25 protein-coding genes and 1 pseudogene are annotated in these 20,792 nt (G+C 58.0%); 14 read left to right on the forward strand and 12 right to left on the reverse strand.

What is annotated here, in order from left to right:
* Positions 1-78 precede the first annotated feature (78 nt).
* Together B8P98_RS16445 and B8P98_RS16450 are read right to left on the reverse strand one after the other, a co-directional pair.
* A complete protein-coding gene (locus B8P98_RS16445) occupies positions 79-936 on the reverse strand; it encodes a MurR/RpiR family transcriptional regulator (RefSeq protein WP_025714015.1) in 858 nt (285 codons plus the stop codon).
* A 217-nt stretch (positions 937-1,153) separates the two neighbouring features.
* On the reverse strand, positions 1,154-1,903 hold the full coding sequence (locus tag B8P98_RS16450) for an SDR family oxidoreductase (RefSeq protein ID WP_025714016.1): 750 nt from the start codon (positions 1,901-1,903) through the stop codon (positions 1,154-1,156).
* Positions 1,904-2,070: 167 nt separating this feature from the next.
* Between B8P98_RS16450 and B8P98_RS16455 the strand changes: the two genes are divergently transcribed.
* On the forward strand, positions 2,071-2,976 hold the full coding sequence (locus tag B8P98_RS16455; RefSeq protein WP_087806049.1) for a LysR family transcriptional regulator: 906 nt from the start codon (positions 2,071-2,073) through the stop codon (positions 2,974-2,976).
* A gap of 6 nt (positions 2,977-2,982) precedes the next feature.
* On the opposite strand, the gene B8P98_RS16460 is transcribed toward B8P98_RS16455, so the two are convergent.
* Both B8P98_RS16460 and B8P98_RS16465 read right to left on the reverse strand, forming a co-directional pair.
* Positions 2,983-4,248, reverse strand: a complete 1,266-nt coding sequence (locus tag B8P98_RS16460; protein ID WP_087806051.1) for a Y-family DNA polymerase — start codon at positions 4,246-4,248, stop codon at positions 2,983-2,985.
* A gap of 2 nt (positions 4,249-4,250) precedes the next feature.
* Entirely contained in the window at positions 4,251-4,670 is a 420-nt protein-coding gene (locus tag B8P98_RS16465) for a translesion error-prone DNA polymerase V autoproteolytic subunit (protein ID WP_025714019.1), read from the reverse strand.
* 271 nt (positions 4,671-4,941) lie between these two features.
* Between B8P98_RS16465 and B8P98_RS16470 the strand changes: the two genes are divergently transcribed.
* Entirely contained in the window at positions 4,942-5,184 is a 243-nt protein-coding gene (locus B8P98_RS16470; RefSeq protein ID WP_004203750.1) for a DinI family protein, read from the forward strand.
* 171 nt (positions 5,185-5,355) lie between these two features.
* Here B8P98_RS16470 and B8P98_RS16475 read toward each other — a convergent pair whose 3' ends face one another.
* A complete protein-coding gene (locus B8P98_RS16475) occupies positions 5,356-6,492 on the reverse strand; it encodes a glycosyltransferase family 9 protein (RefSeq protein ID WP_165931874.1) in 1,137 nt (378 codons plus the stop codon).
* Between B8P98_RS16475 and B8P98_RS31035 the strand changes: the two are divergent.
* The 3 genes and pseudogenes from B8P98_RS31035 to B8P98_RS16485 all read left to right on the forward strand — a co-directional run bounded on the left by B8P98_RS31035 (position 6,487) and on the right by B8P98_RS16485 (position 7,801).
* Positions 6,487-6,642, forward strand: a pseudogene (locus B8P98_RS31035) (hypothetical protein). The gene B8P98_RS16475 and the pseudogene B8P98_RS31035 overlap by 6 nt on opposite strands.
* A gap of 95 nt (positions 6,643-6,737) precedes the next feature.
* A complete protein-coding gene (locus B8P98_RS16480) occupies positions 6,738-7,238 on the forward strand; it encodes a YbaK/prolyl-tRNA synthetase associated domain-containing protein (protein WP_080924366.1) in 501 nt (166 codons plus the stop codon).
* Between the two features lie 116 nt (positions 7,239-7,354).
* Positions 7,355-7,801 (forward strand): DUF441 domain-containing protein, encoded by a 447-nt coding sequence (locus tag B8P98_RS16485; protein WP_080924365.1) that lies wholly within the window; start codon positions 7,355-7,357, stop codon positions 7,799-7,801.
* Here the strand turns inward: B8P98_RS16485 and B8P98_RS16490 are convergent.
* Positions 7,785-8,579 (reverse strand): AraC family transcriptional regulator, encoded by a 795-nt coding sequence (locus B8P98_RS16490; protein WP_167382672.1) that lies wholly within the window; start codon positions 8,577-8,579, stop codon positions 7,785-7,787. The two genes, B8P98_RS16485 and B8P98_RS16490, sit on opposite strands and share 17 nt — an antisense overlap.
* 106 nt (positions 8,580-8,685) lie before the next feature.
* Here B8P98_RS16490 and B8P98_RS16495 point away from each other — a divergent pair, with 106 nt between their 5' ends.
* Positions 8,686-9,861 carry a CynX/NimT family MFS transporter gene (locus tag B8P98_RS16495; RefSeq protein ID WP_167382700.1) on the forward strand — a complete coding sequence of 392 codons (1,176 nt, stop codon included), beginning with the start codon at positions 8,686-8,688 and terminating at the stop codon, positions 9,859-9,861.
* A 31-nt stretch (positions 9,862-9,892) separates the two neighbouring features.
* On the opposite strand, the gene B8P98_RS16500 is transcribed toward B8P98_RS16495, so the two are convergent.
* Complete coding sequence (locus B8P98_RS16500; protein ID WP_025713443.1) at positions 9,893-10,585, reverse strand: CTP synthase C-terminal region-related (seleno)protein; 693 nt, start codon at positions 10,583-10,585, stop codon at positions 9,893-9,895.
* Positions 10,586-10,730: 145 nt separating this feature from the next.
* On the opposite strand from B8P98_RS16500, the gene B8P98_RS16505 reads away from it, so the two are divergent.
* Both B8P98_RS16505 and B8P98_RS16510 read left to right on the forward strand, forming a co-directional pair.
* Positions 10,731-11,240 carry a 2-thiouracil desulfurase family protein gene (locus tag B8P98_RS16505; RefSeq protein WP_025713444.1) on the forward strand — a complete coding sequence of 170 codons (510 nt, stop codon included), beginning with the start codon at positions 10,731-10,733 and terminating at the stop codon, positions 11,238-11,240.
* Positions 11,227-11,583 (forward strand): DUF488 domain-containing protein, encoded by a 357-nt coding sequence (locus B8P98_RS16510; RefSeq protein WP_025713445.1) that lies wholly within the window; start codon positions 11,227-11,229, stop codon positions 11,581-11,583. The genes B8P98_RS16505 and B8P98_RS16510 overlap by 14 nt, the downstream gene beginning before the upstream one ends.
* Here the strand turns inward: B8P98_RS16510 and B8P98_RS16515 are convergent.
* Positions 11,573-11,812: a putative hemolysin gene (locus B8P98_RS16515; protein WP_080924413.1), complete on the reverse strand. Its 240-nt coding sequence runs from the start codon at positions 11,810-11,812 to the stop codon at positions 11,573-11,575. The two genes, B8P98_RS16510 and B8P98_RS16515, sit on opposite strands and share 11 nt — an antisense overlap.
* 303 nt (positions 11,813-12,115) lie before the next feature.
* Between B8P98_RS16515 and B8P98_RS16520 the strand changes: the two genes are divergently transcribed.
* The 4 genes from B8P98_RS16520 (at position 12,116) to B8P98_RS16535 (ending at position 13,607) form a co-directional block, all read left to right on the forward strand.
* On the forward strand, positions 12,116-13,129 hold the full coding sequence (locus tag B8P98_RS16520; RefSeq protein ID WP_025713447.1) for a sensor domain-containing diguanylate cyclase: 1,014 nt from the start codon (positions 12,116-12,118) through the stop codon (positions 13,127-13,129).
* A 57-nt stretch (positions 13,130-13,186) separates the two neighbouring features.
* Positions 13,187-13,288 (forward strand): YoaK family small membrane protein, encoded by a 102-nt coding sequence (locus B8P98_RS16525; protein ID WP_004150782.1) that lies wholly within the window; start codon positions 13,187-13,189, stop codon positions 13,286-13,288.
* Between the two features lie 20 nt (positions 13,289-13,308).
* Positions 13,309-13,362: a hypothetical protein gene (locus tag B8P98_RS32035; RefSeq protein ID WP_071890698.1), complete on the forward strand. Its 54-nt coding sequence runs from the start codon at positions 13,309-13,311 to the stop codon at positions 13,360-13,362.
* A 119-nt stretch (positions 13,363-13,481) separates the two neighbouring features.
* Entirely contained in the window at positions 13,482-13,607 is a 126-nt protein-coding gene (locus tag B8P98_RS16535) for a hypothetical protein (protein WP_042929590.1), read from the forward strand.
* A gap of 59 nt (positions 13,608-13,666) precedes the next feature.
* On the opposite strand, the gene B8P98_RS16540 is transcribed toward B8P98_RS16535, so the two are convergent.
* The 4 genes from B8P98_RS16540 to fraE form a co-directional block, all read right to left on the reverse strand.
* Entirely contained in the window at positions 13,667-13,930 is a 264-nt protein-coding gene (locus B8P98_RS16540; RefSeq protein ID WP_004892904.1) for a DUF2534 family protein, read from the reverse strand.
* Positions 13,931-14,059: 129 nt separating this feature from the next.
* Complete coding sequence (gene leuE, locus B8P98_RS16545; RefSeq protein ID WP_025713448.1) at positions 14,060-14,698, reverse strand: leucine efflux protein LeuE; 639 nt, start codon at positions 14,696-14,698, stop codon at positions 14,060-14,062.
* An 89-nt stretch (positions 14,699-14,787) separates the two neighbouring features.
* Positions 14,788-15,702 carry a kdo(2)-lipid IV(A) palmitoleoyltransferase gene (gene lpxP, locus B8P98_RS16550; RefSeq protein WP_025713449.1) on the reverse strand — a complete coding sequence of 305 codons (915 nt, stop codon included), beginning with the start codon at positions 15,700-15,702 and terminating at the stop codon, positions 14,788-14,790.
* Between the two features lie 672 nt (positions 15,703-16,374).
* Positions 16,375-17,418 carry a fructose-asparagine asparaginase gene (gene fraE, locus B8P98_RS16555; RefSeq protein ID WP_025713450.1) on the reverse strand — a complete coding sequence of 348 codons (1,044 nt, stop codon included), beginning with the start codon at positions 17,416-17,418 and terminating at the stop codon, positions 16,375-16,377.
* Between the two features lie 307 nt (positions 17,419-17,725).
* Between fraE and B8P98_RS16560 the strand changes: the two genes are divergently transcribed.
* Together B8P98_RS16560 and B8P98_RS16565 are read left to right on the forward strand one after the other, a co-directional pair.
* On the forward strand, positions 17,726-18,934 hold the full coding sequence (locus B8P98_RS16560; RefSeq protein WP_080897222.1) for an HD-GYP domain-containing protein: 1,209 nt from the start codon (positions 17,726-17,728) through the stop codon (positions 18,932-18,934).
* 72 nt (positions 18,935-19,006) lie between these two features.
* Complete coding sequence (locus B8P98_RS16565) at positions 19,007-20,791, forward strand: diguanylate cyclase (RefSeq protein ID WP_095033231.1); 1,785 nt, start codon at positions 19,007-19,009, stop codon at positions 20,789-20,791.
* Position 20,792: the final 1 nt, after the last annotated feature.

Raw genomic sequence — 20,792 nt, forward strand, 5'->3', positions numbered from 1 at the left:
ATCCATTTGGATCACGTCAACGAAATAAAGATATAAATGCATCCATTATTCTTATATCAGATACATTTGAATCATTTATCAGGATTTACCGGGGGACACGTAGGCGCCGGACTCGATAAGGTAGCGTTCGGCATTTTCAATTTTACTCACCGCATCGCGGCCGTGGCGCACCACCAGCATCGCCAGCAAGCATTCTGCCAGCCCCATACCGGAGACCACGGAAGGGAAAAACGACGGGCTATCGATGGAGAACAGCAGCGTGCAGTCTGCCGCCTGCGCTAAGGGGGACACCGGCGAGTCGGTAATGGCGAGGATCTTCGCCCCTGCCTGTTGGGCTGCCTGTAAAACATCCAGTGATTCGCGTGAATAAGGCGCAAAACTGGTCAGTAAAACACAATCCCGGGCGGTCAGCTCACGGGTGAACACTTCGATATTGCTGGCCAGGCCATCGATTAACGATACCTGCCGGTTGAACAGACGATAGACATAAAACAGCGACCACGCGATTGGAAAGCTGGCGCGGAATCCGCAGATATAGACATTCTCCGCGCTATCGAGCAAGGTCACTGCCTGCTCCATCTCCTGCGTATTTTCATTTTGCGTAAAGGCCAGATTCGCCTGATGTGCCTGAAATACCTCTTGATACAGCTGTGTTTGCGTCCCGCGGGCCATCAGTTTTTCCGCTTTTGATACGTATGTATCATCGCGCAAACCCAGATCGTCAATAAAATCGCTTTTCAGCTCGCTCCAGCCGCGGTAGCCCAGCCGTTGCGCCAAACGCAGCAGCGTCGCCGGTTTTACCCCAGCTTCCGCCGCGAAGGCACGCATCGATAGCACCACCAGCTGGCTGGCATTTTGCAGTGAGAACTCGGCGGCGCGTTGCAGCTCGGGCGACAACTTGCCAAATTCATTAATAATATTTTCCCTGAGATTCATGGCCGCTACTTACTGGTTTTACGTGAAAGCTATCTAATCATATTTGAGATCAAGACTCTATAGGTCCACTCAGCGCCGCAACCACGCCACTGAAACTGACAATCAGCCCCCCGGCGCAGTCCATCAGCCGAGGTGCTTAAGGTGACTCACGACAATAACACCGCGCTGGTCGTTGACCAGCCGTCCAGGCTGAGACCCTTGCCGCGACAGACTGCACTCAGATTTGCGCCAGTCCGCCATCGACATAGATCTCTGCGGCGTTAATAAAGCTCGACTCGTCAGACGCTAAAAACACCACCGTCCTGCCAATCTCCTCCGGCTCGCCCAGCCGCCCGAGCGGTACGTCCGCGGCCAGGGCGTCGAACAAGCCCTGACGATCCGCCTCCGCCACCAGTCCTCCCAGACCCGGAGTACGCACCGGCCCTGGGCTAACCACATTGATGCGGATCCCGCGATCGTTAACCTCCAGCGCCCAGGAGCGCGCCAGGCTGCGTACCGCGGCTTTACTGGCGCTATAGATGCTGAAGTTAGCCGTCCCTTTGACCGCCGCCGTAGAGCCGGTCAAAATCACCGAGGCGCCGTCGGTGAGCAGCGGCAGCGCTTTCTGAACGGTGAACACCACCCCGCGTACGTTAGTGGCGAAAATTCGGTCGACGTGCGCTTCGGTAACGGCGCTGAGCGGCAGCATATCCCCGCCGCCAGCATTGGCAAACAACACATCCAGCCGGCCGGACTCTTCGGCAATGGTCGCAAATACCGCGTCAAGGTCGCTTAACACGCTGGCATCGGCGCGGATCCCCCGGGCGGCGGGCCCGATAAAACTGACCGCCGCATCCAGTGCGTCCTGACGGCGGCCGGTGATATACACCTTCGCGCCCTGCTCCGCCAGCGCTTTCGCCGACGCCAGGCCAATACCGGTGCTGCCGCCAGTCACTAACGCCACTTTATCCGCAAGTTTTTTGCTCATGGTGCATTTCCTTGGTTAGAGTATAAACAGGCCAGGTTCGCGAAAGCGCCCCGCCGGGTATGGAAAGCACTCTAATCGCCTCAGTGAGGCGGAAAAATGGCCTAATCTGAAAAACACTTTTCCCCTCCGTGGATAATGGACGCCCGCTAACCAGGATACAGCGAATAATGGATCGGTTTTCAGCCCTCAAAGCCTTCACCCGCGTTGTCGAAGCCGGCAGCTTTACCCGCGCCGCGGACTCGCTGGATATGCCCAACGCCACGCTCAGCAAAACCATCCAGCAACTGGAAGCGCACCTGGGGGTTTCCCTCCTGCAGCGTACCACCCGGCGTATTACCGTGACGCCGGAAGGACGGGAGTACTATGAAAAAGCCCGCTGCCTGCTGGAAGACCTGGAAGAGATCGACGCGTCTTTCAATACCACCCACAATAAGCCGAAGGGCCATCTACGGATCGCTATCGGCGGGTCGACCGCGTGCGATGTGCTGATCCCGCTACTGGCGGACTTTATGACCTCCTGGCCGGATATCCGTATCGATTTGCAGGTGGCCGATAAACCTGCGGACCTCATCAGCGGTAATATTGACTGCGCCATCCGCGGCGGTCCGATGGAAGACTCGACGCTGATCGCCCGTAAAATCGGCGAGGCGACGCTGGTCACCTGCGCCACTCCTGGCTATCTTCAACGCTACGGCACCCCCGCCTCGCCGGATGAACTCCATCATGGCCACCGGCTCATCAGCTATCTGTCGCCGGCCAGCGGCAGAGCGTTTCCGTTTCGCTTTACGCGTCACGGCGTCAGCACCGAGCTGAAGACAGAGCCCCATCTCGGCATCAATGAGAGCAACGCGCATATTGCCGCTGGCGAGGCGGGCTTAGGCATTGTGCAGACGTTTACCTATTCGCTGAAACCGGCGCTGGCGAGTGGTGAACTGGTGGAGATCCTCAGCGCCTGGCGCCCGGCCCCCTATCCCTTTCACGTCATCTATGCCCGGCACCGGCACGTGCCGCCCCGGCTCCGCGTCTTTATTGACTGGCTGGCGGCAGTGTTTCCGGCCGCGGTACGGGGATAGCGCGCGTTATCTGACGCGGAGCAGGTCCCCGTATCGCGTGGTGTAGCGCGGCGATAGCATCTCCCGCTTCATCTGCCACTGCTGCTGGATCCCCTGGCCGGCAAAATAAAGCGCGCCCTTGCCATTTTTCGCATTCAGCTGGTCGAGAACCTGCATCAGCCTGGCGCTGTTCTGACGTGGAGCAAGCTCGTCGAACAGATTCAGCTGGGCGACGCCCTGGCTGTAGAAATCACCGAGCATCACGCCGGCCTTCTGATAGCGATGCCCCGCTTTCCAGATAGCATCCAGACAGCTCGTCGCCGCGGCAATAATATCCCGGGAGTCCTGCGTCGGCGTCAGCAGCTTTAGCGAGGCGCTGTTGCCGTAATAGGGTTCATTCAGGGCAAAGGGACTGGTTTTGACAAAGGCGGAAACAAACCGGCAGTACTGATGTTCGCCGCGCAGCTTTTCTGCCGCCCGCGCGGCATAGCTGCAAATCGCCTGGCGCATATCCTCATAGGCCGTAATGCGATCCCCGAACGAGCGGCTGCAGATAATTTCCTGCTTAGCGGGGGCAAACTCCTCCAGCGCCAGGCAAGGCTCGCCGCGCAGTTCCCGTACCGTTCGCTCGAGGACTACCGTGAAATGCTTGCGGATAAAGCGGATATCGCTCTCCGCCAGCTGGAGTACTGTACCGATCCCCATCGCTTCGAGCTTTTTGCCGATCCGCCGCCCGATACCCCAGACTTCACTCACCGGCAGCAGCGCCATCAGCTTCCGTTGGCGCTGCGGGCAGGATAAGTCCACCACCCCGCCCGTCTGCCGCTGCCACTGCTTCGCCGCGTGGTTGGCCAGCTTCGCCAGGGTTTTGGTCGGCGCGATCCCGACGCCCAGCGTCAGATGGGTGCGCTGTAGCACCGTGGCGCGGATTTCCCGGCCAAAGTCGGTCAGATCTCTGCAATGGCGCACGCCGCTGACATCGCAAAAGGCCTCATCGATACTGTAAATTTCGCAGCGCGGAGCCAGCTCTTCCAGGGTGGCCATCACCCGGCTGGACATGTCGGCATACAGTTCATAGTTACTGCTGAACGCCACGACGCCGTGGCGAAGAAACGCCGCCTTCTGCTTAAAGTAGGGTTCGCCCATTTTCACAAACGGCTTCGCCTCTGGCGAGCGGGCGATCACACAGCCGTCGTTGTTCGACAGCACCACCACCGGCCGCCCCTTCAGGTCTGGCCGGAAGGCGGTCTGGCAGCTCGCATAGAAGGCGTTCACATCACAATGCGCGAACATGATCAGCCCGCCGCCTTGATGATGTAGGTCACGACGCCGAAAATATCGAGCGTCTCCTCGCGGCCGACCACGATAGGCGAATAGGCCGGGTTCATCGGGTTAAGCTGCACCCGCGGCAGAAGTTGCAGCTTTTTTACCGTAAACTCGCCGCCGACGGCGGCAATCACGATATCGCCATGCTCCGCTTTGCGTGCGCTGTCCACCACCAGCAGATCGCCTTCGTCAATGCCGGCATCGATCATGCTGTCGCCGGCGGCTTTGACAAAATAGGTCGCACTGGGATGCTGCACCAGCAGTTCGTTGAGGTCGATTCGCTTCTCGACATAGTCCTGAGCCGGACTGGGAAACCCGCACTGCACCAGGTCGGCAAAAAAGGGAAAGGAGACCATCTGACGTAGCTCAACCGGCGTGTAAAAGTTCATTTTTTAACCCACCACATAAATACTGAATATATATACAGTAGTTTTGCCGGTTTTGCGGGTCAATATAGGCTCCAGCTATCAATTGTCCGCACTGAGATAACTTATTGATGTCACTGAAAGTCAGCTTCAGTGGTGACGAACTGTTTGGTGCTTTTGCGCGCAGCCCGCCCGCCGCGCGAGGTGGCGGACGAGAAACGCGGCGGCATTTGCTTGACACTGTACATTAATACAGTAAAACTATCGCCCGCGATCAGCATACAGAGGACAGAAGATGTTTGTGGAACTGATTTATGACAAGCGCAATTTTGCCGGTCTGCCGGGTGCCAGAGAGACCATTCTTAACGAGCTGACCAAACGCATGCAGCGCATTTTCCCGGAGGCGGAAGTCCGGGTGAAGCCGATGATGACGCTGCCGGCGATCAACACCGATGCCAGCAAGCATGAAAAAGAGCTGATCAGCCGCACGGTACAGGAGATGTTTGAAGAGGCGGATATGTGGCTCACTGAAGAGTGATGGCCATCGTCGCTCAGCGCGGCCACATCTTTAAGAGCTTTCCCGGATGTGGCAGGGCGGCGGGCAACAGTACAATAGCGGCGGTTGCAGACTGGCAATGCAACCTTCGTTCACCTGCTGGCTCTTGCATACGGCCAGCAGGTGAGCCCTACCAGCCCGCCCTCATCGCCCTTACAGCGTCTCCGGTAGCGCCGCTATAATTCTATCCACCAGCTCGCGATGCTGATACACCTTCCCGCATTTAACGATGATCTGTCTGGCGTTGTCATACCCCGGCGCCCACAGCCGGTTATTGAGCAGAACGTCCTTATAGACTGCGATCAGCGGCTTGTTCCACGCCGCCGCCATATGCACCACCGAGGTGTCCGGGGAGATAATCAGCTCGGCCTGGGCAATCAGCGCCATCGCGTGATGCAGCGTGTTAAACGGATTAACCACCACCTCCGCTGGCAGCGGGATACGGATCTCGCGCCGGTGATCGAGCAGAATAACCGCGATCCCCGGATAGCGGGCCAGCAGTTTGTCGAGCAGTTCCGCCAGCTGCGTCTGGGACAGGCTGCGGTCGGCGTGGCCGGCAAAAATATTAATCACTACCGCTTTTCCGCTCAACGATGCCAGATACTGCGCCACCTCCTGCATAATCGGCCCGGGCACCGCCAGGTCATAGGTGTCCAGCCCGCGGGTGTCCAGTTTGAGATAGTCGGCGATCAACGCGAACGTCTTCGTCACGTGCCAGCGCTGGCAGTCAAAAGCAAAAGAGTGGGAGTAATACTTAATTGATGGCCATTTATTAAAGCCGAGCACTGATTTGGCTTTTATTTGTCGGAAAAGCCGCAGGCGATGCACGGGAATATCGAACAGCGAAGGGTCAATAATAATATCGTACTTATTATTAGCCAGTTCATTAATAACGTCGCGGGGAACGTTATGGTTAAATTTACGCAAAAAATCGGCGGAAGTGACCGGTTCGGCTTCATAAATATGGCGGATCCGCGGGTTATAACGCATCACCTGGCTATTGGATGTCGTGAGCAGAAAATCAACGATATAGCCTGACTGATGGAGGCATTTCACCAGCGCGGAATCCACCACCACATCGCCGACCGCCCCCTCATTGCGCATCAACAGGACGGTTTTCGCGGACGACAAATCCACCGGCTGACGGCGTCGGCGATCCCAGATCGCTTTCGCCACCCCCACCCGCAGGGCATTACGTACTTTCTTAGTAAAGTAATTCCGCCGTCTGTTGAGTTCCCTTATTTTATTAAACTTCTTGCGTGGGGAACCCTGCATGGTTGCATCGTGCATCATCCTAACCTCATTACGGCAATTATTAATATTCTGTGTCGTCCGATAGAGACTAAGTGAAATAAAAAAAGTTCGATTGAAAATGAAAATCATTCTTTTTTTATTTACAAAACTCATCTGCGCCCGCGAGATTGCACCACAGCACTGTGAAGCAATAATGAGTGAATAGTGAATTTCCTGACCCACCGTTGGCAGGCTGGCGCAACAGCGCTAAGCTGACGGCTTTATGATGTCAGGAGGACGCTATGCTTGAAGCAGTAGAAGGCAATATCCACCAGCGGCTGTGCGCGCTGCTCGACCAACACCAGGCGCGCTACCGGGTGGTGGCGCACGACGCAGTCGGCCAGTGCGAAGCCGTCTCCGCGATCCGCGGCACCGCGCTTGGCCAGGGCGCAAAGGCGTTAGTCTGTAAAGTAAAAGGAAACGGCGTTAACCAGCATGTGCTGGCGATCCTCGCCGCCGATCGGCAGGCCGATCTCGCCAGCCTGGCCCGGCATATCGGCGGCAGTAAAGCCTCGCTGGCCAGTCCGGCGGAAGTGGATGCCCTCACCGCCTGCGTGTTCGGCGCCATTCCGCCGTTCAGCTTCCACCCGGCGCTGCGGCTGGTGGCCGACCCGCTGCTGTTTGAGCGCTTTGCACAAATCGCCTTTAACGCCGGACGCCTGGACCGGTCGATCATTCTCGATACCGAAGACTACTTACATATCGCCCGACCGGAGATCGCGACCTTTCGCCGTCTTAGCTAACCAGGCATCTGCCCTGATTTCCGCCGTATGGCGTAAAAATCCTGTTTATTCACGCTGCGGTGCGTAGAGTAAGCGGGATATTTTTTGGCATTCTTTTTTGGCAAGGACCTCTGTATATGCTTGATACCACCCTGTTGATCCTGCTGGGCCTGGCGGCGCTCGGCTTTATCAGCCATAACACCACCGTAGCGATCTCTATCCTCGTGCTGATTATCGTGCGCGTTACACCGCTGAATACTTTCTTTCCCTGGATTGAAAAACAGGGGCTGACCGTCGGGATCATCATTCTGACCATCGGCGTGATGGCGCCTATCGCCAGCGGCACGCTGCCGCCGTCGACGCTGATCCACTCCTTTATGAACTGGAAATCACTGCTGGCGATTGCGGTCGGGGTATTTGTCTCGTGGCTCGGCGGGCGCGGTGTCTCCCTGATGGGCTCCCAGCCGCATCTGGTGGCCGGGCTGCTGGTCGGTACGGTGCTTGGCGTCGCCCTGTTTCGCGGCGTCCCGGTCGGGCCGCTGATTGCCGCCGGGATCATCTCGCTGTTTATTGGGAAATCGTAGCCAGGCTGCCGTGATAGCGGCCCGGCGTCTGCCCGAGCCCTTTCTTAAACATGGTGATAAAGGCGGTGGTGGAATCGTAGCCCAGCGCCTGGGCCGTCTGCTGCACCGTCTGCCCGCGGATCAGCAGCTGCAGCGCGAGGATCAGCTGCAGCTGATGGCGCCAGCGGCGAAAGCTCAGCCCCGTTTCGCGCACCACCAGGCGCGCCAGATTGCGCTCGCTCATCGCAAACACCGCCGCCCACTGGCTCAGGGTCTGCCAGCGCGCCGGATCCTCGGCCATCATCGTCACCATCTGGCGAATTTTCGGGTGGTTTGATACCGGCAGCTGCAGGTGCTCCTGCGGCTGGCGGGGCAGCTCATCAAACAGAACCTGCACCAGCCGGGCCGTGGCAGGGGCGGCCAGCAACTCCCCGCCGCGCTCTGCCAGGGTGAGGATCAGCTCACGCACCAGCGGCGAAATCTTTAACGTACAGCAGCGGTCCGGCATCGGCGCGGCGCCCGGCTCGATGAACAGGAAGCACACCTGGGCGCCCGGCGTGGCGCGGTTACTGTGGGAAAGCTGTCCCGGGACCCACACCGCATACTGCGGCGGCACCATCCACATCGCGTTCTCCACCTCGCAGGTCAAGGCGCCGTGCAGGGCCAGGATCAATTGCCCCTTACGGTGGGAATGCGCCGGAATATACTGTTCCGCCTCCACTACCTGAATACGAAAGGCAATGGCCGATTCGTGGCCATTGTCCGGTTCATAACCATCCAGACCCAGTCCGATCATCATGTTGTCCGATATTAGCGATAATCTGTCATTTTAGCTTGATTTAAACAGGGGACAAAGTCGCTATCGTAACCCCCTCGTTAGTTACCTTGAGAATGATATGTCTTCTGTGATCTCCTCTACCGGCCGCCGCCCCGCGCTGCTGATTGCCGGTATCTTGCTCATCGCCACCACCCTGCGCGTGGTCTTTACCGGCGCGGCGCCGCTGCTGGACGCGATTCGTAGCGACTATGGCCTGACCACCGCGCAGACCGGGCTGCTCACCACCTTGCCGCTGCTGGCCTTTGGCCTTGTCTCACCGCTGGCGGCGGGGGTTGCCCGCCGCTTCGGCATGGAACGCAGCCTGCTGCTGGCGATGCTGCTGATCTGCGCCGGCATTGCCCTGCGCTCCCTGCCCTCCGCTGCGCTGCTGTTTACCGGCACGGCGGTGATCGGCTGCGGCATTGCGCTGGGTAACGTGCTGCTGCCTGGGCTGATTAAACGGGATTTCTCGCAGCATGTCGCGCGGATGACCGGCGCCTACTCCCTGACGATGGGCGGCGCGGCGGCGCTCGGCTCGGCGCTGGTGGTTCCCGTGGCGCTGGCCGGATTCGGCTGGCGCGGGGCGCTGTTGCTGCTGATGGTCTTCCCCCTGCTGGCGATCCTCAGCTGGCTGCCACAGTCCCGGCGCCGGGCGGAGACGCCATTGACCGGCTCTGGCGCCATGCATAACCGGGGGATCTGGCGGTCGGCGCTGGCCTGGCAGGTGACGCTGTTCCTCGGCATCAACTCGCTGGTCTATTACGTGATTATCGGCTGGCTGCCGTCGATTCTGCAGAGTATGGGCTATAGCGAAGCGCAGGCCGGCTCGCTGCATGGCCTGCTGCAGCTGGCGACCGCCGCGCCCGGCCTGGCGATACCGCTGATCCTGCATCGGCTGCGCGACCAGCGCGGGATCGCGGTGCTGGTCGCCCTGATGTGCGCCATCAGCGCCGCCGGGCTGTGGCTGTTGCCTGAGCTGGCGATCGGCTGGACGCTGCTGTTCGGCTTTGGCTCCGGAGCCACCATGATCCTCGGCCTGACGTTTATCGGCCTGCGCGCCAGCTCGGCGCACCAGGCCGCGGCGCTGTCAGGGATGGCGCAGAGCGTCGGCTATCTGCTGGCCGCCTGCGGGCCACCGCTGATGGGCAGGATCCACGATGCTAATGGCGACTGGCATATTCCGCTGCTGGCGGTGGCGCTGATTTCGCTGGTGATGGCGGTCTGCGGCGCGCTCGCCGGACGTGACCGGGAAATTCACGCCTGAAGATGACCGGCAGCGCCCGCTGCCGGTGGGTTTATTGTGCCGCGGCGCGAAGAAACGCCTGCACCAGCGGCGCGGGACGCCCGTCCAGCGCGTGGCGTTCATGCTGGAACAAGGTGGCGACAAAAAACGGGTGCGTCACCAGCTCGACGGCGCGGATCTCGCCCTCTTCATCCCAGCCGGTGACGCGCAGATCGCCCTGTTCCAGCTCCGCGGCAAACGCGCTGCTCACGCCGTAGCGGCAGTGGTAGCCCTCTTCAATGCTTTCCCGGCCATAGGCGCGGGCAATCAGCGTATTCGCCCGCAGCTCGACAACGGCGGAGGTCTCCACCAGCGAACAGCTGAGGGGAGCGATCACCATCCGCCCTTCGCTGTCGGTTTCCGCATGACCGGCATCCTGCCAGCCGAGTACGTTACGGGCGTATTCAATCACCGCGTGCTGAAAGCCGCCGCAGGTGCCGAGGAAAGGGATGCCGTTTTCACGGGCATAGCGGATCGCGGTAAACGCGCCTTCCGGATGACGATACGGGCTACCGGGAACGACCCAGACGGCATCGTACTCGGCCAGCGCCTCGCCGGAAACAATCGACGGGGTGGCGAGCCAGTCATATTTCACCGGCTGTTCAAGCACCGCGGCGGCATCGTCTATCGCCAGGGGAATAGCCTGATGGGCAACAATATCGGGGTGATAATCGCCGACGAGGGCGAGGCGTAAAGGGGTTTTCATAGCAGGTTCCTTATGTCTGGACGAGACGAGCAGCACAAGGCACGTCAGGATAGCGATCCCTCCTGTGGAACACAATCCTTATTTTCGCCCCACCGCCCCCGCCGGCGGGTAAGGTATACTGGAGCAAGCGCGAAAGGGAGAGAGGATGAAAAGTAAGCTTTTGGTCAGCGCCTGCCTGATGGGATTCCAGGTGCGGTATAACGGTAGCGAGAAGGCACAGCTGGCGGCGACGCTGTCCCGCTGGCAGCAGGCGGGGCGGCTGGTGATCCACTGCCCGGAGCTGGCGGCCGGTCTGTCCACGCCCCGTCTGCCGGCGGAGATCGTCGGCGGCGCCGGCGGGGATGTCCTTGCCGGGCGGGCGCGGATCGTGGAAAGCGACGGCCGCGACGTCACGGGACATTACCAGCTGGCCGCCTGGCTGGCGCTCAGCGCCGCTCGGGAAGCGGGCTGTCAGGCAGCGTTACTCACCGATGGCAGCCCTACCTGCGGCAGCCAGTTTGTCTATGACGGTTCCTTTCGCGGACGACGCAAAGCGGGAGCCGGGGTCGCGGCCGACCTGCTGCGCGCCCACGGCATCACGGTATTTTCCGACGGGCAAATCCCGCAGTTGCTCGCCTGGATGGCACAGAGGGAGCAAGATGATGATTCAGTGTAAACGGGTGTATGACCCACAGGAAAGCAGCGACGGCTACCGGGTGCTGGTCGACCGTCTCTGGCCGCGAGGGCTCAAAAAAGAGGCACTGGCCTGTGATGAATGGTGTAAGGAATTAACGCCTTCCACCGAGCTGCGAAAAGCCTTTCACGGCGAGGCGATTGATTTCGCCCATTTCAGCCAGCGCTATCGCCAGGAGCTTGAGGCTCATCGCGAAACGGGCCTGCGGCTGGCGGCGCTGGCGCAACGCCAGCCGCTGACGCTGCTGTATGCCGCGAAAAACACCGAGCAAAATCATGCCCGGGTGCTGGCCGCCTGGCTGGCGGCGCTGCCCGTTACGATTTAGCCGGATGGTCCCGGCGCCACAGCGCCCACTCGTCGAGAGTTTCGCCGCCGGGCAGTTGGCACTGAGTGCTGACGCCCTGCGGCGTTTGCACCGGCACCCGGGTACCGCCGGATTGCTGACAGTACACCGCCGCGGGATTGGGCATGCCGATGGCTTTCGTCGGCGCAGTGGGCTGCGGCTGGGTACAGCCGGCTAATACCAGTGGCAAAATAGCCAGTAACTTTTTCATCGCGCCTCCCTTTCCTGAACGCCCCGGGATTTTAGCCTGAATCTCCATGTTTTCTCCATCTTGCCTGCACTTTTCCCCCGTAGAGTAGCCCCTGTTCTCGAACTGACCAGAGAACAGATCATTCCATAATCAATGAGTTTTTCCCCGTCGCCCCCGACGGGGCTTTTTTTTCCCGCCGCATGGACAAGTATTCCCCAAACAGATGTGATAAATTTAAAAAATATCACTGTTTATTCGACGCTGATGTCCGTTTGCAGCCCATTATGCTGGGGTGACGTTTGGCGTGCTGGAGCTGTATTATTCATGTCAGATTTTATTCTTGCCCGGGTGTCGCAAACCCTCGCTGCGGAACAGTCCCTGGAAACCCTGGTGCGTCAGCTACTGGAGATGCTGGAGGCGGTGACGCGAATGGAGTCCACCTACCTCACCCGCATCGATCTGAACGCCCAGCGGCAGCAGGTGATGTTCGCCCATAACAGCAGCGAAATGCAGATCCCGGAAGGATTTTCCGTCCCATGGAATGAATCCCTGTGCAAACGCGCCCTTGAGGATCAGTGCACGTTTTGCAATGACGTTGCCCGTCGTTGGCACTCCTGCATCGCCGCCCAGGAGCTGGGGATCGCCACCTTTTTCAGCATTCCCGTCCGCCTGGCCGACGGCTCGCTGTTCGGCACCCTCTGCGCCACCAGCCGGCAACAACAGCCTTATAACCTTGAAGGTGAACAGGTCATGGGCCTGTTCGCGAAGCTCATTTCCCACTACGTGGAAAAAGACACCCTGGTGCAACAGCTGCAGGCGGCTAACGTCGCGCTGGAGCTGCACTCGTCGACCGATGAGCTCACCCAGCTTCCTAATCGCCGCGCGCTGTTTAAGCAGCTGGCGCTACGCTTTGCCGCTGCCCGCGCCCAGCAACAGCAGGTGTCGCTCATTTTTATCGATCTTGACGGTTTCAAAGCCATTAACGATCGGTTCGGCCACCCGTGCGGCGACAGCTTCCTGGTGCAGGTCGGCGAACGGCTCACCGCCGTCGCGCGCCGTGAGGATATCGTTGGCCGCCTTGGCGGGGATGAGTTTTTGATTGTCGGTAGCGCCCAGGATCCCGCGGCGCAGCAGGCGTATGTCGCCGCACTGCGCGATGCGCTGTGCGGTATCTACTCTCTCGGTGCGCAACGGATCGACTATGCCGGAGCCAGTTTCGGGGTCATTACCTGCGACCCGCAGAATATCGATGTGGAAGCGGCCTTGCGCGCTGCCGATGATGCGATGTATCTGGATAAGAAATCCCGCCGTCAGGAGAATTTCATTCATATTGACTAAAATGCCGGGATATCCAGTATCATGCTGGGCATCACTCGTGGGTACAGGGACACTATCATGAAATTGGGTATTCTTTTTCCGGTGGCGATCTTTATTATCGCTGTCGTCTTTCTCGGCTGGTTTTTTGTCGGCGGCTATGCGGCGCCGGGTGGGGCATAATGAAAAAAAGCACCATTATCATGCTGATTGTCGCCATCGTAGCGGTCGCTGGTACCCAGTTCGGCTGGTGGTGATCGTCGCGGCGATATTGCGGAGTTATCCTATCCCATCAATAAGTTAACCCTTTACACTCCCGTTATCCACCGCGGCATTCTCAGCCCCGGGGAAAGAAGAGTAGCGGGAGAAGTAAGGGATGAAAAAACCGATCGTGTTACCGGTGATTATTGCGCTATGCACGCTGTTATCGGGATGCATTATTGACGATGGATATCACGCCCATCGCCATCACCACCATCATCACTATCATGACGATGATTAATCCTTCACGCTGTTGATGAGCGGATAAGACAGGGCGAACCGCAGTTCGCCCGTTGACGCTTAATCCTGACGCTCATCGCCGAGAAAAATAAACCCAAGAGGAATAGCGAAGAGCGCGGTAAAGACAATGCTGTAAACTGTCACCATCGCCCCCTGCAGGAAGAACATGGACGTTGTCCACTCCGAGTATGGCATATTGTACTCGCTCACCACGCCCCCGAAGGTCGCCCGCCCCACCACCGCCAGCGCGATAGCAAACACCACCGCAAGCGACAGACAGTATTTTTTGCAGTTTTTATTGCTGAGGAGTTTTTGCAGAATCATCCGGGCTTCCTTTTTACTGAGCGATAAACGGCTGTATATGTAACACCAATGCAATAAAAAATGAAGGGTTTTTGTTACAGGGCAGGATAAGAGGCGGTGGGCCGGTCAGCGGGTAACCGGCCCAGGGGATCAGGACTGCAGCGTCGCCAGCCGCGCGGCAAAACCAACGAAAACCAGACCAATCAGGCTGTTGCCAAGTTTGGCCAGCTTCTTGCGAGTTTTGACGTAGCGGGTAACAAACGAGCCTGAGAGGATCAAAAAGCTCATATAGCAGAAGCTAATCATCTCGAGAGTCAGCGCCAGAATAAAGAACGCCACCCCGGGGGTTTTGGCATTCACATCGATAAACTGCACGAAAAACGACACATAAAACAGAATCGCTTTCGGATTGGTCAGGCTCAGGGTCAGGGAGCGCTTGAGGATCGCGCTCGCCGGCTCCGCACTGGCGTCAGTCTGGCCGTCGCGCTGGGTCAGCACCGCATAAAGCATTTTGCCACCCAGCCACAGCAGGTAGATCGCCCCGAGGTAGCGGACGACGTTAAACAGCACCGGCGTGGTCTTAATCAGCGTCGCCACGCCGGCAAAGGCCAGAAACATCAGCACCGCGTCGCCAATAAAAACGCCCGCCGCCGCCAGATAGCCCTTCTTCACGCCGTGGGCAATGCCCGTCTTCAGCACAAAAAACGTATTAGGACCAGGAACGAGGATGATAAAAATCGCCCCGACCAGGTAGGTCAAATAATTCAAAACACCAAACTCAGCGAACACTCTGCACTCCTTCGCGCACGACTAAAACATGATCCGGCTCACGTTACCCCAACTGTCGGGATTTTGAAAGCGCAGCCTGTGCGGGAAGGTTAATAGACGGAGGGTTCACCCAGCGGACGGGTTTTAAAACGGCGATGCACCCACAGATACTGTTCCGGGGCGCGCAAAATTTCGCGCTCAATGACTTTGTTGATGTAGCCGGCGGCGATTTGCTTATCCTCACCCGGATAGTCATTCATCACTTCGCTAATATGCAGGCTGTAGCCCTGACGATCCAGCTTGCGCACCATGCTGATGCTCAGCATTTTTGCGCCCGATAAACGGGAAAGGACGTAGGTGCCGTTGGTGGTCGCCGCCTGTGGGACGGAGAAAAATGGCGCAAATACGCTGCCCTTAGGGCCGTAATCCTGGTCCGGAGCAAACCATACCGCTTCACCTGATTTCAAGGCATGTACCAGGCCGGTCAGGTTGTTGCGATCGATCATCGCTTTGTTCGAACGCAGGCGACCGCGGGTTTGCACCCACTCCATCAGCGGACTGTTGTGCGGACGATAGGTGGCCATCATTGGGCGGCACAGTCCCATGGCGCGTCCGCCCAGCTCCAGCGACATAAAGTGCACGCCGACGACCATCACCCCCTTGCCACCGCTAAGCGCATGATTAAGGTTGGCAAAGCCCTCAACATCAAACCATTTCTTGACCCGCTCGTCGCGCCAGAACCAGGCCATGCCGGTTTCGATAAGCCCCATTCCCAGCGACATAAAGTTCTGATCGATCAAGGTCTCGCGCGCCGCAGGTGACATCTCCGGGAAGCAGAGTTCAATATTGCGCCGGGCGATATGTTCGCGGCGTTTGAGAAAGCGTCGGGAAAGTCGTCCAACACTGGTACCGATAAAATGCAGCAACGGATAAGGCAGCTGAACGATCAGCCAGAGGATGCCGAGCCCAAACCAGGTCAGCCAGTAACGTGGATGTAAAAGCTGTTTATGAGATACGCAAGCCATGATTTTTCCTGTAAACATTAATTATGCGGTAACGCTTAAGGAAAACAGAATCCATTTATCATCATTAGGCGGTACGTACAGCAAGTTCGACAATATTAATCCGGCGAAATTCCCTCCGGCAAGTAAAAAACAACATGCTGACAAAAAAACATAATTCCGGCACAAATGTTACCAAATGTAAACTTAAACATAGCGTGCGACTTAATATATTCATCATGCATATCATTTTCATGCTAATCATCTGTGCGACTAGCGGCGAAAAGCAAAATCCATCGCTGTAACCCCTCTCCCGTCAGGGGCTGGCGCCCGCGGAGCCTCACCGTGAGAGGCCTGTCCGCGTTGTCCTGGGCACCGACGTTCAGAGAAATAATTAAAGTGCGTATCGCCACGGTTGCGTTATTTTTAATCCATCAGCGGCAGAAAGATTAAACGCACCTTAAGAGAATAATTAAGAATAGGCTTATTTAAAGTTGCTTTAAAAATAAGCGTTCTACCGCTCGCGAAAATTTTATTCTCCCCTCGCCGACCGGTAAAAAGATATTTCTTTACGCCTTATCGGAGGAAATACCCTGGATATCTGCTGAACGATGACCCACGCGCATTTACACCGCCGCCGGGTCACGAAGGGGAGAAATGCGGCGAAGGGAGAAACGATGCCCTCGCCGCAGAGGATCAATAGGTGTGGAAATATTGTTGGATCAGCTGCGGATCTTTCGTTTGCGTCAACGCCGTCATCAGCAGAATACGCGCTTTCGCCGGGTTGAGTGAATCGGCCACCAGTCCTGGCTGACTGTCATCCGGAGGTACAACGCCGCTGCCCGTGCGGGAGGCGCGCACCACCACGATGCCCGCCTGCTGCGCTTTTTTGATTCCGGCAGCGCTACGTACCGACACCGACCCCGCCCCGGTGCCGGCGTAGATAATACCATCGGCATGATGGGCGATCGCCGCATCGTACATATACTCCGGATCATCCTGATAGCCATAAATGATCACCACCTTCGGCAGGGTCTTCAGCTGACGCACATCAAACACCGAGCGCAGGGTGTGAATTTTATCCACTCGCGTTTCAAACTGCGGTTTCCCCCCGACCACGACGCCAAGGTAACCCTCCTCTGGCGCACGGAAGGTATCCAGCGAAGTGGCATTGGTTTTAGTGACAAAGCGCGCCGCGCCGATGCGGTCGTTAAGCACCACCATCACCCCGCGCCCGCGGGCATCCGGGTCGGCGGCGACCGTGACCGCTTCCAGCAGATTCATCGGCCCATCGGCGCTGATCGCGGTCGCCGGACGCATCGCCGCGGTAAAGACCACCGGCTTGTTGCTTTTCACCGTCAGATTGAGGAAATACGGAGTTTCATCCAGGGTGTCCGTGCCGTGGGTAATCACGACGCCATCGACATCATCCCGGGCTAACAGGGCATTCACCCGCTGCGAGAGCTGCAGAATAATGTCGCTGGTCATATTTTCACTGCCGATATTCGCCACCTGCTCGCCCTCGACGTGAGCGATTTTACTCATCTCCGGCACGGCGTTAATCAGCGTCTGCACCCCAATCGCTCCGGCTTTATAGCCGGTTGTTTGGGTATTGCTCGCCGCCGAACCAGCGATAGTGCCGCCGGTGGCTAAAATAACGATATGCGGTAAGCGCGTCTCGCTGAACGCCAGGCTGCTCATCGTCAGTAACGCAATAGCCAGTAATGCTCTAAAATTCATACAGGTCACTCCCTTCATAGACATTAATCAAACTTACGCTTGCTTAATGCAAAGGGCTTGCCAGTATTTATTTATTTTTGGGGGGAGAAATGGTTAACTATCAGACAATAATAAGATTCTTGCCTGCACATCGCCCAAATCTGGTGCACGGCTGTCTCCAGTTTGGGCAAATGACATGAATCCATACATTCCGAATATTAACCGGTTCAGCCACACACAACACAACACGCATTGCGATCAGATTATCGACACTTCCGTCACCTGCGTGGTCAGCTTTGCCGCCAGGTAACGCGTACGGAGAACAGAAATGCGTATTGCCCTGAAGTCAGCCCTGATGCTGACCACCAGAGTCATTCAGATCATTAACCCTGAACTGCACCGGCATATGCAACGAACAGCCTTAATCGCCCTGACGCTGGCGCAAAGGCTGGGACTGCCCGCCGAGCGGCAGCAAACCATTTTTTGCGCCGCGCTGTTGCACGATATCGGCGTGCTGGGAGATAAACGCACCATTCGTTCGCTGGATGTTATCGACAACATTCACGATCCGCATCAGCATCAGGGGGCGGCAATGCTGGAGGGATTAGCGACCTTCCAGGCCATCGTCCCCTTTATTCGCGATCACCATTTTAGTTCGACCCACCGGGGCTCCCGCGAACAACATATCGTCTATTTCGCCGATGCCTTTGAACGGCTGCTGCCGACCGGGAGTCATGTTGCCGCCTGGCCCACCCGCGCGGTGGTGGAGACGTTCGTCTCTCTGCACCGGGAGATCGATCCGCCGCTCTGCGATACCCTGTGCGAGGTCGCCGAAAATGCGAACTTCTGGCAGCACCTTCATCCCGGCCATATTCAACGGCTGCTGGAGATCATTGGCCCCATCAACACGCGGTATCTGGATATTCACGGTCTGAAAGATATCTGCCTGTTGATTGCCAAAATTGTCGACACCTACAGCAGCTTTACCGCCAGCCACAGCATTATGGTAGGGGAAATCGCCTATCAGCTTGCCCGCTGGATGCAGCTACCAGAGCCGACCTGCCTGCAAATTCAGATTGCCGGCTATCTGCACGACATTGGTAAGATTTATGTCCCTCTTTCTATTCTGGAAAAAGAGGGCGAGCTGGATGATGACGAGCTGAATCAGGTACGCGAGCACAGCTACATGACCGGGGATCTCCTCAGCGACTACAGCGAGCTCGGCGACATTATTAACTGGGCCTCGAATCATCATGAAAAACTGGACGGTAGCGGCTATCCGCTGCATCTCGACAACAATCACCTGACGCTTGCCGACCGCATTATCTCCATCGCCGATATTTTTACCGCCCTGACCGAAGATCGCCCCTATCGTAAAGGGATGGCCTGGCAGGAGGCCTTACAGATTATGGAAGCGGATGTTATAAATGGCGCTCTGGATAGCGATGTCTTCCACGTTTTGCGCCGCCATGCAGAAACGCTACACGCCATCATTCTTCAGACCCTCGAACACCCCAGCCGTGAGAGCCGCTCCTGAAACGGGCCGCCGTTATGGCAGGGGCGGGTTCTATAATTAAAACAGCTTCATCTGCATGCAAGGAAATACAGGGTGAGAATCGCCACCATCACCAACTGGGCTTACGGGATAACCGTCGGCCTGACGCTGGCATCCGGGAGCGCCATGCTCATGGCCTCCAGCGCCGATCGCGTCGAACGCCAGGCGGTACAGCAACGCCAGGTCTTTGATACCCTCTCCGACGAGGTGGAAAACGACGCCTGGGCACTGTCTGATCTTGCCCGGCTGTACGTGGTTAAGCCTTCACCGGAGACGCTGCAGCAATATCAGCAGCTGCAGCAGACCAACAAGAGTATTGAGCTGCGGCTGACCAGGCTGAAAGATAACGGCGCCAGCCGCGAGGAGCTGGCGTTGTTGCACGACGGTCTGCAGATCGCCGATGAGCTACAGGATGAACAGCAGGCCGCCTTAGCGCATGTCGCTCGCGGCGACGCGCCAGCAGCCATTGCGGTGCTGTACGGCAAAGCGTACGAGAGCGAACTGGAACGCATGCAGACGCAGATCGATCACTTTCGTCTGATGCTCGAGCATCGCGCCGCCGCGGCCATCGACCAGGCCACCGAGCGCTCGCGGATCTGGCGCACGCTGTCGGAAATCATGGTCGGCCTGACCGCCCTGATGTTTTTATTTGTCCTCGGCTTCATTCTCAAACGCCGGGTGCTCTACCCGGTGGTTCGCCTGAGCGACGTGGTCCAGCGTCTCGCCTCCCAGGATTATGCAGTGGAGACGCCGCACTTCAGCCAGGTGGATGAGATTGGCGATATGGCCCAGGCGATCCGCATTTTTCGCGAGAACGGTCTGGCTCGCCAACAGCTGGAGCAGCAGCGCGACGCCGACTGGGCGATCCGCGAACTGCTGGCGCGCATGACCCAGCGCCTGCAGGGCTGTGAAACCATCGAGGATGTGATTATGGTGGCGGAGCGTTTTGCGCCGAATATCGCGCCGACGATCCCCGGAAAACTGTATATTCTGGATACCGACCCCTGGCAGATGCGCTGCGTGGCGCAGTGGCTGTCGCCCGCCGGGGAGGAGCCTCCCTTTTCTCCTGACGACTGCTGGGCGATACGCCGGGGACTCAGCCATCCGCCAGTGCAGGGTGAGCCTGATATCACCTGCTACCATCTGCCGCAGGCGCACGCCGACCAGTCGCTCTGCGTCCCGCTTATTGCCCAGGGCGAAGCTATCGGTCTGCTGAGCTTTCAGAACGTCACCGCCAGTGATGGCCCTTCCCGGGCCTACCTGGAGCTGATGGCCGAAGCGCTGGGGCTGGCGCTCGCCAATCAGAGTTTACGCAGCGCCCTGCTGGAAAAAGCGCTGTTCGACTCTCTGACCGGCCTGCGTAACCGCCATCATCTTGACGAAGCGCTGCATTCGCAGATGGCGCTGGCAGTTCATACCCACACCCCGCTGAGCTGTCTGATGATCGATATCGATCACTTTAAAGCCATCAACGATCGCTATGGTCATGAAGCCGGGGATCTGGTGATTAAAAGCGTGGCGACCATCGTGCAACGCGCGGTACGCGATATCGGCATGGCTTTCCGCTACGGGGGCGAGGAGTTTCTGGTGCTGCTGCCTGGCATTGACGAAGCTGATGCGCACCAGTGCGCCAGCGAGATCTACACCCAGGTACATAATATGACGCTACGCGATGGCCTGACCGAGATAGGCCAGGTGGATGTGTCGATTGGCATCGCCAGCTACCCGCAGCATACCCAAAGCGACAGTCTGCTGCGCGCGGCTGACGCTGCGCTGTACCGGGCGAAGGAGCTGGGCCGTTCAAGGATTGTCAGCTTTGGTCGGCTGAAGACTGGCTAAC

The organism is Klebsiella quasivariicola, from assembly GCF_002269255.1.
In the GTDB taxonomy this organism is placed as follows: domain Bacteria; phylum Pseudomonadota; class Gammaproteobacteria; order Enterobacterales; family Enterobacteriaceae; genus Klebsiella; species Klebsiella quasivariicola.

Bases quoted from the DNA above. Each gene is read 5' to 3' on its own strand.
- B8P98_RS16445 (WP_025714015.1), bottom strand. From the start codon at position 936: ATGAATCTCAGGGAAAATATTATTAATGAATTTGGCAAGTTGTCGCCC.
- B8P98_RS16450 (WP_025714016.1), bottom strand. From the start codon at position 1,903: ATGAGCAAAAAACTTGCGGATAAAGTGGCGTTAGTGACTGGCGGCAGC.
- B8P98_RS16455 (WP_087806049.1), top strand. From the start codon at position 2,071: ATGGATCGGTTTTCAGCCCTCAAAGCCTTCACCCGCGTTGTCGAAGCC.
- B8P98_RS16460 (WP_087806051.1), bottom strand. From the start codon at position 4,248: ATGTTCGCGCATTGTGATGTGAACGCCTTCTATGCGAGCTGCCAGACC.
- B8P98_RS16465 (WP_025714019.1), bottom strand. From the start codon at position 4,670: ATGAACTTTTACACGCCGGTTGAGCTACGTCAGATGGTCTCCTTTCCC.
- B8P98_RS16470 (WP_004203750.1), top strand. From the start codon at position 4,942: ATGTTTGTGGAACTGATTTATGACAAGCGCAATTTTGCCGGTCTGCCG.
- B8P98_RS16475 (WP_165931874.1), bottom strand. From the start codon at position 6,492: ATGCACGATGCAACCATGCAGGGTTCCCCACGCAAGAAGTTTAATAAA.
- B8P98_RS16480 (WP_080924366.1), top strand. From the start codon at position 6,738: ATGCTTGAAGCAGTAGAAGGCAATATCCACCAGCGGCTGTGCGCGCTG.
- B8P98_RS16485 (WP_080924365.1), top strand. From the start codon at position 7,355: ATGCTTGATACCACCCTGTTGATCCTGCTGGGCCTGGCGGCGCTCGGC.
- B8P98_RS16490 (WP_167382672.1), bottom strand. From the start codon at position 8,579: ATGATGATCGGACTGGGTCTGGATGGTTATGAACCGGACAATGGCCAC.
- B8P98_RS16500 (WP_025713443.1), bottom strand. From the start codon at position 10,585: ATGAAAACCCCTTTACGCCTCGCCCTCGTCGGCGATTATCACCCCGAT.
- B8P98_RS16505 (WP_025713444.1), top strand. From the start codon at position 10,731: ATGAAAAGTAAGCTTTTGGTCAGCGCCTGCCTGATGGGATTCCAGGTG.
- B8P98_RS16510 (WP_025713445.1), top strand. From the start codon at position 11,227: ATGATTCAGTGTAAACGGGTGTATGACCCACAGGAAAGCAGCGACGGC.
- B8P98_RS16515 (WP_080924413.1), bottom strand. From the start codon at position 11,812: ATGAAAAAGTTACTGGCTATTTTGCCACTGGTATTAGCCGGCTGTACC.
- B8P98_RS16520 (WP_025713447.1), top strand. From the start codon at position 12,116: ATGTCAGATTTTATTCTTGCCCGGGTGTCGCAAACCCTCGCTGCGGAA.
- B8P98_RS16525 (WP_004150782.1), top strand. From the start codon at position 13,187: ATGAAATTGGGTATTCTTTTTCCGGTGGCGATCTTTATTATCGCTGTC.
- B8P98_RS16535 (WP_042929590.1), top strand. From the start codon at position 13,482: ATGAAAAAACCGATCGTGTTACCGGTGATTATTGCGCTATGCACGCTG.
- B8P98_RS16540 (WP_004892904.1), bottom strand. From the start codon at position 13,930: ATGATTCTGCAAAAACTCCTCAGCAATAAAAACTGCAAAAAATACTGT.
- lpxP (WP_025713449.1), bottom strand. From the start codon at position 15,702: ATGGCTTGCGTATCTCATAAACAGCTTTTACATCCACGTTACTGGCTG.
- fraE (WP_025713450.1), bottom strand. From the start codon at position 17,418: ATGAATTTTAGAGCATTACTGGCTATTGCGTTACTGACGATGAGCAGC.
- B8P98_RS16560 (WP_080897222.1), top strand. From the start codon at position 17,726: ATGCGTATTGCCCTGAAGTCAGCCCTGATGCTGACCACCAGAGTCATT.